8 protein-coding genes are annotated in these 12,076 nt (G+C 70.8%); 1 reads left to right on the top strand and 7 read right to left on the bottom strand.

What is annotated here, in order from left to right; all coding sequences use genetic code 11:
• Positions 1-66: 66 nt before the first annotated feature.
• Positions 67-2,172 carry a phosphocholine-specific phospholipase C gene (locus OHA05_RS25645; RefSeq protein WP_328861822.1) on the bottom strand — a complete coding sequence of 702 codons (2,106 nt, stop codon included), beginning with the start codon at positions 2,170-2,172 and terminating at the stop codon, positions 67-69.
• A 336-nt stretch (positions 2,173-2,508) separates the two neighbouring features.
• Between OHA05_RS25645 and OHA05_RS25640 the strand changes: the two genes are divergently transcribed.
• The gene (locus OHA05_RS25640; protein ID WP_313943931.1) at positions 2,509-3,408 is read left to right on the top strand and encodes a hypothetical protein; all 900 of its coding nucleotides are present in this window, start codon (positions 2,509-2,511) and stop codon (positions 3,406-3,408) included.
• A 105-nt stretch (positions 3,409-3,513) separates the two neighbouring features.
• Here the strand turns inward: OHA05_RS25640 and gatB are convergent, their stop codons facing one another.
• The 6 genes from gatB to ligA all read right to left on the bottom strand — a co-directional run bounded on the left by gatB (position 3,514) and on the right by ligA (position 12,067).
• Positions 3,514-5,025, bottom strand: coding sequence for an Asp-tRNA(Asn)/Glu-tRNA(Gln) amidotransferase subunit GatB (gene gatB, locus OHA05_RS25635; RefSeq protein ID WP_313943932.1), 1,512 nt, complete (start codon positions 5,023-5,025; stop codon positions 3,514-3,516).
• A gap of 16 nt (positions 5,026-5,041) precedes the next feature.
• Positions 5,042-5,284 (bottom strand): hypothetical protein, encoded by a 243-nt coding sequence (locus OHA05_RS25630; RefSeq protein WP_313943933.1) that lies wholly within the window; start codon positions 5,282-5,284, stop codon positions 5,042-5,044.
• Complete coding sequence (gatA, locus tag OHA05_RS25625) at positions 5,281-6,774, bottom strand: Asp-tRNA(Asn)/Glu-tRNA(Gln) amidotransferase subunit GatA (RefSeq protein ID WP_313943934.1); 1,494 nt, start codon at positions 6,772-6,774, stop codon at positions 5,281-5,283. The genes OHA05_RS25630 and gatA overlap by 4 nt, the downstream gene beginning before the upstream one ends.
• 5 nt (positions 6,775-6,779) lie before the next feature.
• Complete coding sequence (gatC, locus tag OHA05_RS25620) at positions 6,780-7,076, bottom strand: Asp-tRNA(Asn)/Glu-tRNA(Gln) amidotransferase subunit GatC (protein ID WP_015036350.1); 297 nt, start codon at positions 7,074-7,076, stop codon at positions 6,780-6,782.
• Between the two features lie 379 nt (positions 7,077-7,455).
• Complete coding sequence (locus OHA05_RS25615; protein WP_313943935.1) at positions 7,456-9,567, bottom strand: putative bifunctional diguanylate cyclase/phosphodiesterase; 2,112 nt, start codon at positions 9,565-9,567, stop codon at positions 7,456-7,458.
• A gap of 316 nt (positions 9,568-9,883) precedes the next feature.
• On the bottom strand, positions 9,884-12,067 hold the full coding sequence (gene ligA, locus OHA05_RS25610) for an NAD-dependent DNA ligase LigA (RefSeq protein ID WP_328861821.1): 2,184 nt from the start codon (positions 12,065-12,067) through the stop codon (positions 9,884-9,886).
• Positions 12,068-12,076 lie beyond the last annotated feature (9 nt).

Here is a 12,076-nt window from a genome sequence, read left to right as displayed (position 1 = left end):
GCAACACTCTGACAGCCGATCGTGATCCTTTGCCCCTTTCGTGGGCTTACTCACAGGCGTGTGCGCTCACCCCGACACGCTGGCACGGCCGTTCTCGACATGACCCGTCAACCGGCGGCGGAACGCGGGCTCGCGGTCGGCCGTCACCTCGATGTCGTACCAGCCGTGCGCGTCGGCCGCCGAGTGGACGACGGTGCGGCTGCGGCCGGGCTTGACCGTGAGGGAGCGGGTCCAGTCGTCGAGGTCGGCCTCGTCGACGTAGGCCAGCGGCCGGACGGTGAAGGTGACCGGCCTGCTGCCCGCGTTGCGCAGCACGAGGTGGAGATCCCGGTCGTGGTGGTCGACCTGCGTGGTGAGCGCGGCGGAACCTTCGGCGGTGCCCGCGAACTCACGGCGGAAGCCGTTGGGTCCGGTGATCGTGAAGCGGTAGGCGTCCCCGGCGAGGGGGACCGTCCAGCGCGCCGTGCCCCGGACGTCCTTGTGCTGCGGGACGGGGAACTCACCCGCGTACGGGTAGAGCGCGAAGTGCGCGCTCGACCGGCCGCTGTTGCTGAGCGCGACCGTGAACGAGCCGCCGGTGACCCGGCCGTGGGCATCGGGCTGGTACGGCAGCGGCCGCGCGGGCCGGCTGCCCGGCTCCTGCTCCGGCATCCGCTGGACCTGCGGGGGCTTCGGCTGCCAGCGGCCGCTGAACGCCGGAATGGCGCCGGGCTGTTCGACGTCCGGCTGCGGCCTGCCCCGGCGGAAGTCGAACGCGGAGGTGAGGTCCCCGGTGACCGTGCGACGCCAGGCGCCGATGTTGGGCTCCCGTACGCCCGTCCATTCCTCCAGGAAGCGGATCACGGAGGTGTGGTCGAAGACCTCGGAGCAGACGTAGCCGCCGACGGACCACGGCGAGACGACGAGCATCGGCACCCGGATGCCGAGGCCGGTGGGCTTGCCCTGCCACTGCTCCTCGGTGATCTCGGGGGGAGCGACGGGCGGCGGCACATGGTCGAAGAAGCCGTCGTTCTCGTCGTAGTTGATGAGCAGGGCGGTGTGCCGCCACACCTCGGGATGCCTGCCGAGAGCGTCCAGGATCTTGTAGACGATCGTGGCGCTGTGGATGGGCGAGGAGACGCTCGGGTGCTCGGAGTCGACCGCGGAGGGGACGAGATAGGACACGTCGGGCAGCGTGCCCGCGGCAACGTCCCGTGCGAACTCCTCGGCGAGGGTGCCGGTCGGCACGCGCCGCAGCCCGCGCTCGAAGAGCCGGCGCTCGGTGCGGGAGAGCGCGGCGACGCCTTCCTCCAGCAGGCCCAGCAGCCGTTCGCGTTCGGCGGTGTCGTCGGTGTTCTCGGTCTCGCGGACGGCCGCGTAGAACGACTCCATGAAGGTGTGGCCGCCGGTCCGGGCGAGCGCCTTGCGGGCCACGGCCTTGAAGGTGGTGAAGAACTCCAGCTGGTTGTCGGTGAAGTTCTCCCACTCGGTGTACGTCTTCCAGCTGCGCCCGGCCCGCTCCAGACGTTCGGCGTACGTGCCCCAGTCGTAGCCGGGGTGGGTGCCCTCGTCGTAGGCGTCGTTGTCGACGGCACGCGTCCCGTCCGCCTCGAAGCCGGTCCTCCCGCTCCACAGGTGGTTGCGGTTGGGGCTGGTGGAGGTGTGGATCGAGGAGTGGTAGGCGTCGCAGACGGTGAAGGTGTCGGCGAGTTCGTAGTGCAGCGGGATGTCACGCCGGTCGTAGTACGCCATCGTGGCGGCCGACTTGGCGGAGACCCAGTTGTTCATCCAGCCGCCGCCCCAGGCCTTGGCGCCGCCGCTCCAGGAGTGGTCGAGTGCGCCGATGTACTGGAGGTCCTTCTGCTGTGCCTCGGCGGCCTCGCGTACCGGGAAGGGCAGCACGGCGCTGCCGTTCGGTCCCGGCTGCTCGAAGACGGACCCTCCGGTGGGCAGCTCGACAGCGTTGCGGTCGCCGAAGCCGCGGACACCGCGGAGCGCGCCGAAGTAGTGGTCGAAGGACCGGTTCTCCTGCATCAGCACGACGACATGCCTGATCGCCCGCATCCCGCCGGAAGGAGGCTCGGCGGCCAGTGCCGCCTGCAGGGACGGAGGCAGCAACGACCCGGCCGCCGCGGCGCCGATGGCGCCTCCGCCGAGGGCGAGCAGACGCCGCCGTGACATGTCAGTGGTCACGTGATCCTCCTGATTCCGGTGCTGCCGGGGACCGTAATCGGGCCGGATGACCTGGGGAAGACCCACGGACGGCGCCGTGGTGAACGGTCCCGTGCCGGCCCTCCCCCTGCCGACGGGCCGTGCCCGTCCCCTCGGCACCGCGAATTCTCGCCAGGTCCGCGGGACTCCGATCCCGCTGCGTGGGCTGTGCGGCGCTTCCCGGCCGGACGGGAGAGGGCCGTGACCTGTACGCCCGCGTCCGGCCGGTGTCCCGGGGGCGAATCCGCGCCGTCCGGAAACCGTAAATCCGCCTGCGCACCCCCGGTGTTGTCTGCGGCGACTGGCACGATGGACGGCATGGAGACCACGGGGACCAATCAGCCGATCCTTAACCCCTGCGAAGCCGCGGACTTCGCGCTGGCGCTGCACGACGCGCCCGCGGGGTACATCGGCCGCGTTCCCGTGCCCGTGCTCGCCTACGACCCGAGCGCCTCGCTGCGGGAGCGGCGGGAGACGTTCCGGGAGGTGTACGACACGATCGTCGCCCGGATCGGTGAGCCCACGCTCTACGGCGGTTCGGCCGACGGGCCCAATGTCCGCTGGCGGGACGCCGCGAGGACCGTCCTCCTCTCGGCGACCCGGCACCACGCCGAGCTGTCGGTCCACCCCACGGAATACCTGGAGAGCGAGGAGCGCCGCACCTTCGAGTGGGGCGGCGCCTGGTCGGCGGACGAGCAGCACGACTTCGACCTGCTGCCGTACGTCTGGCAGCTGGATCGCAGTGGTCCCGGCGAGCGTCCGGTGGAGCGGCCCGGCGGGCGGATGGCCTCCAGCCTCGAACACTTCGAGAGCGCCCTGAGGCTGCTGCTGACCGCCTGGATCGAGCAGCTCTCCGTACAGGTCGGAGGCGACTGGGCCGGGTTCTCCCTGACCAGCGGCGCCGACCGCGGCCGCCAGCTCCAGATCTCCTACTCGCTGCAGGACGGGCTGCATGTCTCGGTCGACGACCGGGACGGGGAGGACAGCCCGGAGCGGGCCCGGCTGATGTTCTCCCGCGGCTGGCACTCCCGCGACCGAGGCTGGTGGCAGGCGGAGTTCCCGCAGCCCGAGCGGCCCGAGGCGGCGGAGGCCGCGCGGCTGGCGCTGGCGGAGCTGAGAGCCCGGGGCACGAAACTGCCGAACGAACTGCGGGCCCGGGACGCCAGCTGCAAGGACCGCGGCGAGCTGCTGCTGCCGGGCCTGGGCATACGCAACTGACCCGGGGCAGCTGCCGACCGCGGGCCTCCGTGCCGGCGACGGAGACGCCGAGGCGGCCCGCACCGTTCGGTGCGGGCCGCCTGGGATGGTGCAGGAGGGTGTCGATCAGCCCTCGGTGACGCCGAGCTTCTCCAGGATGAGCTCCTTGACGCGAGCCGCGTCCGCCTGGCCTCGGGTGGCCTTCATGACCGCGCCGACCAGCGCGCCCACCGCGGCCACCTTGCCACCGCGGATCTTGTCCGCGACGGCCGCGTTGCCGGCGATCGCCTCGTCGACGGCCGTGCCCAGCGCGCCCTCGTCGGAGACGACCTTCAGGCCGCGCTTCTCGACCACGGTGTCCGGGTCGCCCTCGCCCGCGAGAACGCCCTCGATGACCTGGCGGGCCAGCTTGTCGTTCAGATCGCCGGAAGCGACGAGCGCGGTGACGCGCGCGACCTGCTCCGGAGTGATCGGCAGCTGGTCCAGCGCACGGCCGGACTCGTTGGCGTTACGGGCCAGTTCGCCCATCCACCACTTACGGGCCTGGTCGGCCGGGGCGCCCGCGTCGGCGGTGGCGACGATCAGATCGAGCGCACCGGCGTTGAGGATCGACTGCATGTCGTGCTCGGAGACACCCCACTCCTCGCGCAGCCGGTTGCGGCGCAGCCGCGGCAGCTCGGGCAGGGACCCCCGCAGCTCCTCGACCCACTCACGCGGCGGAGCGATCGGGACGAGGTCGGGCTCCGGGAAGTACCGGTAGTCCTCGGCCTCCTCCTTCACACGGCCGGACGTCGTGGAGCCGTCCTCCTCGTGGAAGTGGCGGGTCTCCTGGACGATGGTGCCGCCGGAGCCGAGCACCGCGGCGTGCCGCTGGATCTCGAAGCGGGCCGCGCGCTCGACGGAACGCAGGGAGTTGACGTTCTTCGTCTCCGAGCGCGTGCCGAACTTCTCCCGGCCGTGCGGGCGCAGCGACAGGTTCACGTCGCAGCGCATCTGGCCCATCTCCATCCGGGCCTCGGAGACACCGAGCGCCTTGATGAGCTCGCGCAGTTCGGCGACGTACGCCTTGGCGACCTCGGGCGCGCGCTCGCCGGCTCCCTCGATCGGCTTGGTGACGATCTCGATCAGCGGGATGCCGGCACGGTTGTAGTCCAGCAGGGAGTGGGACGCGCCGTGGATACGGCCGGTGGCACCGCCGACGTGCGTCGACTTGCCGGTGTCCTCCTCCATGTGGGCGCGCTCGATCTCGACGCGGAAGATCTCCCCGTCCTCGAGCTGGACGTCCAGATAGCCGTTGAAGGCGATCGGCTCGTCGTACTGCGAGGTCTGGAAGTTCTTCGGCATGTCCGGATAGAAGTAGTTCTTCCGGGCGAAACGGCACCATTCGGCGATCTCGCAGTTGAGCGCGAGGCCGATCTTGATGGCCGACTCGACGCCGATCGCGTTGACGACCGGGAGGGAGCCGGGCATACCGAGGCACGTGGGGCAGGTCTGCGAGTTGGGCGCGGCGCCCAGCTCGGTCGAACAGCCGCAGAACATCTTGGTCTTGGTGCCGAGTTCGACATGGACCTCGAGGCCCATGACGGGGTCGTACTCGGCGAGGGCCGATTCGTACGACACCAGTTCAGTGACGGTCACGGTGAAACATTCCCTCTCAGCCCAGCAGGACGTCGTCGTCGCCGAGCCGCTTCAGCTCGCGATACAGGATCGCCAGGCCGGTCACGATGGCCGCGGCGGAGATGGCGGCATCGATGAGCCGGAGCGTGTCGTTGTCCTGGCGGGCGAGCCTGGCCTGCTTGGCGACGCTGAGCGCACCGAACGCGGTGGTGCCGAGCGACACGTAGAGACCGGACTTGGACTTCTTGAAGTTCTTGGCTTTCTTGGCCATGGCACTCATAGCGACGGAGCCTCCTCAAGCAGCGGGTGTCCCCACTTTTCCACGAAGGCGGCCTCGACGGCGGCGCCGACCTTGTACAGCCGGTCGTCCTTCATGGCGGGGGCGATGATCTGCAGTCCGACCGGGAGATTGTCCTCCGGGGCCAGGCCGACGGGCAGCGACATCGCCGCGTTGCCGGCCAGGTTGGTCGGGATGGTGCACAGGTCGGCAAGGTACATCGCCATCGGGTCGTCGGCGCGCTCACCGATCGGGAAGGCGGTGGTCGGGGTCGTCGGCGAAACGATGACGTCGACCTGCTCGAACGACCTGTCGAAGTCCTGCTTGATGAGCGTGCGGACCTTCTGGGCGCTGCCGTAGTACGCGTCGTAGTAGCCGGAGCTGAGCGCGTACGTGCCGAGCATGATGCGGCGCTTGACCTCGTCGCCGAAGCCGGCCTCACGCGTGAGGGCGGTGACCTCCTCGGCGGACTTCGTGCCGTCGTCGCCGACCCGCAGGCCGTAGCGCATGGCGTCGAAGCGGGCGAGGTTCGAGGAGCACTCGGACGGCGCGATCAGGTAGTACGCGGACAGGCCGAGGTCGAAGGACGGGCAGTCCAGCTCGATGATCTCGGCGCCCAGCTCCTTGAGCACCGCGACGGCCTCGTCGAAGCGCTGCATGACGCCGGCCTGGTAGTGCTCGCCGCGGAACTGCTGGACGACACCGACGCGCATGCCGGTGACGGAGCCGTTGCGCGCGGCCTCGACGACCGCCGGGACCGGGGCGTCGATGGACGTCGAGTCCAGCGGGTCGTGGCCGGCGATGACCTCGTGCAGCAGAGCCGCGTCCAGGACCGTGCGGGCACAGGGGCCGCCCTGGTCGAGGGAGGAGGAGAACGCCACCATGCCGTAGCGGGAGACGCCGCCGTAGGTGGGCTTGACGCCGACCGTGCCGGTGACGGCCGCGGGCTGGCGGATGGAACCGCCGGTGTCCGTGCCGATGGCGAGCGGGGCCTGGTGCGAGGCCAGCGCGGCGCTGGAGCCGCCGCCGGAACCGCCCGGGATACGGGTCAGGTCCCACGGGTTGCCCGTCGGGCCGTACGCGCTGTTCTCGGTGGAGGACCCCATGGCGAACTCGTCCATGTTGGTCTTGCCGAGGATGACGACGTCGGCCTCCTTGAGCTTGCGCGTAAGGGTGGCGTCGTACGGCGGGATCCAGCCTTCGAGGATCTTGGAGCCGACGGTGGTCGGGATGCCCTCGGTGGTGAAGATGTCCTTCAGCGCGAGCGGCACACCGGCCAGCGGGCCGAGCTTCTCGCCCGCGGCGCGCTTGGCGTCGACGGCACGGGCCTGCGCGAGCGCGCCCTCGCGGTCGACGTGCAGGAAGGCGTGCACCTTCTCGTCGACGGCTTCGATACGGGCCAGGTGGGCCTCGGTGACCTCCACGGCGGTCAGTTCGCCGGCGGCGATCTTCCCGGCGATCTCGGCCGCGGTGAGCTTGATGATGTCCGTCATGATGATCAGTCCTCCCCCAGGATCTGCGGCACCTTGAAACGCTGCTGCTCCTGGGCCGGGGCGCCGGAGAGCGCCTGCTCGGGGGTGAGCGACGGACGGACCTCGTCCGCGCGCATGACATTGGTCAGCGGCAGCGGGTGGGAGGTCGGGGGTACGTCTTGGTCGGCGACCTCGGAGACGCGGGCGACCGCGCCGATGATGTCGTCGAGCTGTCCGGCGAAGTGATCGAGCTCTTCGCCCTTCAGCTCCAGACGCGCCAGCCGGGCGAGGTGGGCGACCTCCTCGCGCGTAATGCCAGGCATGCAGCGATCCTCAGGGGTGAGTGTGTGTGGTTTGGCCCAATCCTATGGGGCCCGGGGCGCTGCCCACGATTCGGTTTCGCGTCCGGGCCGCTCCACGGGCTCCGGGCGGCCCATCCTGACAGCTGCCGGGGACGCGTCTGCGGGCGCGGGGGCCGAGGCGGGGGCGGCGCGGGGGAGGTGGCGCGGCGAGGCGGCGAGGCGAGGCGAGGCGGGGGCGGGCACCACCCTCCGGAGGGTGTCCGGCTCCGGGCACGGCTCATGGCCGTCGCACGGTACCGGCGAGGAGCGGCCACAGCGGTACGGCAGGCCCTCCCGGTGCCGTCGGACAGATCAGGGCCGGGGGGCGGCTGAGCGCCCGTCGAGGCCGGTGTACGGCCCTTCAGGGCACCACTTGGCCGGATGGTTCGTCGGCGTCCGAGGACTCGACCTCCGCATGGCGGTGCCAGCCGCGCTCACCCCTGGCCCGCAGCCAGGCCGTCGTCTCCTGGGGCGGCATGGCGGCGGCGACCAGCCATCCCTGCACGGCGTCGCAGCCCAGATCGCGCAGCCGCTCCCAGGTCTCGTCGTCCTCGACGCCCTCGGCGACGACCAGCAGGCCCAGCGAGTGGGCGAGGTCGACGGTGCAGCGGACGATCTCCGCGTCCTCGTTGTCCACGGCGAGCCTGGCCACGAAGGAGCGGTCGATCTTCAGTTCGCTGACGGGGAGCCTGCGCAGATGGACGAGCGAGGAGTAGCCGGTGCCGAAGTCGTCCAGAGACATCTTCACGCCGTGGTCGGTGAGCCCGGCGAGGGTGTCGGCGGCGCGCTGCGGGTCCTCCAGCAGCACGTGCTCGGTGATCTCCAGCTGGAGGGCTCCCGGCGGGACGCCGTGCCGGGCGAGGCGGGCGGCGACGGATCCGGCGAAGCCGGGGGTGTGGACATCACGCGGCGAGACATTGACGGCGACCGGGACGAACAGTCCCTGCGAGCGCCACTTGGCGACCTGCGCGAGGGCGGTGTCGAGCACGTACTCCGTGAGGTGGGGCATCAGGCCGGAGGACTCGGCGATGGCGATGAACTCGTCCGGCGGCACCCGCCCGCGGTCCGGGTGCACCCAGCGCACCAGGGCCTCCAGGCCCGCCACATGGCCGTCGAAGCGGACCTTGGGCTGGTAGTGCAGCTCCACGTCACCGGCGTCCAGCGCGCGGCGCAGATCGCCGAGCAGGCCGAGCCGGTCGGGGGTGTTGCTGTCGCGCTTGGATTCGTAGACCTCGACGCCCGTACGGTCCCGCTTGGCCTGGTACATGGCGACGTCCGCGCGGCGCAGCAGTCCTTCGGCGTCCAGCGCGTGGTCGGGGAAGACGGCGACCCCGGCGCTCGCCTCCAGGACGAGGGTGAGCCCGTCCAGGTCGAGCGGTGAGGACAGTTCGGCGACCAGGAGGCGGGCGACGCGCTGGGCACTGGTGGTGGAGTCGGCGACCGGCAGCAGCACGGCGAACTCGTCGCCGCCGAGCCTGGCCGCCTCGGCGCCGCGCGGCAGAGCGAGCCGCAGCCGCTCGGCTATCTGCAGCAGCAGCCGGTCGCCGGCGAGATGGCCGAGGGTGTCGTTGACGGAACGGAACCGGTCGAGGTCGATGAGGACGAGCGCGGACCGCGCGCCGCTGCCCTCCGCGTCCTCCAGGGCGGCCCAGGTCCGCTCCAGCAGCCACTGCCGGTTGGGCAGCCCGGTGAGCGGGTCGCGCAACTGCTCCTCCGCCCGGGCCCGGGCGATCCACAGGGTGGAGTCCAGCGCGATCAGCGGCACCGCGAACAGCGGCAGCATCAGCGGCATGGCGACGGCGACGACGCAGATCAGCGGGGCGATGCCGAGCAGGGCGACCGCGACAAGGCCCTGCCGCATCAGGGCCGTACGGGCGATGGTGGGCAGCCCGCTGCCCTGGGGCGAGAGCACGTACCACAACAGGACGCGGGTGACGGTGAGATAGACGGTGGCCGCCAGCATCACTTCGGGCAGGGCAGCGATACCCCAGTCGAGTGGTTCCCAGGGCTGCTCGACGCTCGGAGTCACCCCGAAGAGGGCGAGCACGAGAGCCGCGGCACCGATGCCGAGGATGTCGACGGAGCCGTGCAGCAGACCTTGCCGCCGGCGGTGGGTGCGGGCCGCGCCGACGAGGGCGACGACGGCCAGGCTGACCAGTCCGGCCGGAACCCAGCCGAACAGCAGCAGGACGGCGAGGGTCAGGGCGGAGCCGGAGCCGGTGCCGCCCCACCAGCGGTCGCGGCCGAGGGCGACGAGGTGGCCCACGATGATTCCGGTGAGGACGGCGAGCGACCAGCCGGCCGTGGAGCCCGGGAACAGAGCACGGCCTTCGCGGACGGTGTCGAGGACGCCGGCGACGAGCACCAACGCGGCGCCGGTGACGACGGTGACGGGCAGTCCCGGCGTCATGCCGGCCAGGGCCGCGAATCCCCGCGGCCGTGAGACCGGGGCGGCGCTCTCGGTCGGTTTCATTCCCGTCCCTCTCACAGCCGGCGGTGCCGATGCCTCGCGATGGCTCCCGTTGTCATGCCACCACGACTGACATCCCACCACGCAGCCGTGCACGACAGGCGCACGTCTCAACAGTAGGCCGCAGTTGGCTTCGACGGGCAGCGCTCTACAGGTCTTGCCCGAATGCGACCCGGCCACCCTTATCCATCTGCTATGCGCTGAACGGGTGACCTGTACCGGTCGTCGGAACCCCTCACGGGGCGTCTCATTCCCGCCCCGCGCGCCCCCTTCGGCTCCTCGAACGAGCCCCCTCCAAGACCCGCGCACGCCCCCTCCGTCACGCCTCTGGGGGCACAGCGGCCTCACGAGCCGCATCCGGCCCCTGTTCGAGCAGAATCACCAGCCCCTGTTCGTCCAGGACGGGCACCTTCAACTGCATCGCCTTGTCGTACTTGGAGCCGGGGTTGTCCCCGACCACCACGAACGCCGTTTTCTTCGAAACAGAACCGGCCACTTTCGCCCCGAGGCCCTGGAGGGCCTCTTTTGCGCCATCCCGCGTGTAGTTCTCCAGTGTCCCGGTGACGACGACCGTGAGTCCTTCGAGCGGGCGGGGGCCCTGGTCCTCCCCCGCTCCCTCTTCCTCCGTCCGGACGCCGGCCGCGGCCCACTTGCGCAGGATCTCCTCGTGCCACGGCTCCGCGAACCACTGCTTGAGGGAGGCGGCGATGATGCCGCCGACGCCGTCGGTGGCGGCCAGTTCCTCCTCGGTCGCCTGGCGGATCCGCTCGATGGACCGGAATTCACGGGCCAGCGCCTCCGCGGCGACCGGCCCCACATGCCGGATGGACAGGCCGGTGAGGACCCGGGCGAGCGGGCGCTCCTTGGCGGCGGCGATGTTCTCCAGCATCGCCACGGCGTTCTTCTTCGCCTCGCCCTGCTGGTTGGCGAAGACCGTCACGATCTTCTCCTCGCCGGTCTTCGGGTCGCGCTTGGGCAGTCCGCTGTCCTGGTCGAGAACATAGGCCTTGATGGGCAGCAACTGCTCGATGGTCAGGTCGAAGAGGTCGCCCTCGTCCCGCAGCGGCGGCTCCGCCGGCTCCAGCGGTCTGGTCAGCGCGGCGGCGGCCACATAGCCGAAGTGCTCGATGTCCAGGGACTTGCGGCCCGCGAGATAGAAGAGGCGCTCGCGCAACTGGGCCGGGCAGGAACGGGCATTGGGGCAGCGCAGATCGACATCGCCCTCCTTCGAGGGCCGCAGGGCCGTCCCGCACTCGGGGCACTCGGCCGGCATCACGAACTCCCGCTCGCTGCCGTCCCTGAGGTCCACGACCGGACCGAGGATCTCGGGGATGACGTCACCGGCCTTGCGCAGCACCACGGTGTCCCCGATGAGCACGCCCTTGGACTTGACCACGTCCTGGTTGTGCAGGGTGGCGAACTCGACCTCGGAGCCCGCCACGGTGACCGGCTCCACCTGGGCATACGGCGTGACGCGTCCCGTACGGCCCACGCCGACCCGGATGTTGACCAACTTGGTGTTGACCTCCTCCGGGGCGTACTTCCAGGCGATGGCCCAGCGCGGCGCCCGCGCGGTGGAGCCGAGGCGGCCCTGGAGCGGGATCTCGTCGAGCTTGACGACCACCCCGTCGATCTCGTGCTCCATCGAGTGGCGGTTCTCGCCGAAGTGGGCGATGAACTCCCGCACGCCCTCCAGGGAATCCACGACCTTGTTGTGCCGTGCGGTGGGCAGGCCCCACTCGCGCAGCAGGTCGTACCCCTGGGAGAGGCGGTCGATGTCGAAGCCCTGCCGGGCGCCGATGCCGTGCACCACCATGTGCAGCGGGAGGGTCGCGGTGACCTTGGGATCCTTCTGCCGCAGCGAGCCCGACGCGGAGTTGCGCGGGTTGGCGTACGGCTGCTCGCCGGCCTCCACGCGCCGGGCGTTGAGCTCCTGGAACTTGGCCATCGGGAAGAAGACCTCGCCGCGGATCTCCACCAGGTCCGGGATGCGGTCGCCCCGCAGCCGGTTGGGGATGTCGGCGATCGTGCGGACGTTGGGCGTGATGTCCTCGCCGACCCGGCCGTCGCCGCGCGTGGCCGCCCGGGTCAGCCTGCCCTTCTCGTACGTGAGGTTCACGGCGAGGCCGTCGACCTTGAGCTCGCACAGGAAGTGGAAGTCCGAGGTGCCGACGTCACGGGCGACGCGCTCGGCCCACGCGGACAGTTCGCCCTCGTCGAAGGCGTTGTCCAGGGAGAGCATGCGCTCGCGGTGCTCGACCTTCGCCAGGTCGGTCTCGTACTGCCCGGAGACCTTCTGTGTCGGGGACTCGGGTGTGCGCAGCTCCGGGTACTGCTCCTCGAGCTCCTCCAGCGAGCGCATCAGCCTGTCGAACTCGCCGTCGCTGACGACCGGCTGATCCTTCACGTAGTAACGGAAGCGGTGCTCCTCGACCTGCTCGGCGATGAGGGCATGCTGCTCCCGTGCCTCTGCGGGCAGTCCCGTCTGCTGTTCGCCAGCCACCGTTTCGTC

Origin of the sequence: Streptomyces sp. NBC_00306 (assembly GCF_036169555.1) — a bacterium.
Lineage (GTDB): Bacteria > Actinomycetota > Actinomycetes > Streptomycetales > Streptomycetaceae > Streptomyces > Streptomyces achmelvichensis.
The sequence above is the reverse complement of the archived record's forward strand: the minus strand, read 5'-3'. Positions and strand labels throughout refer to the sequence as shown.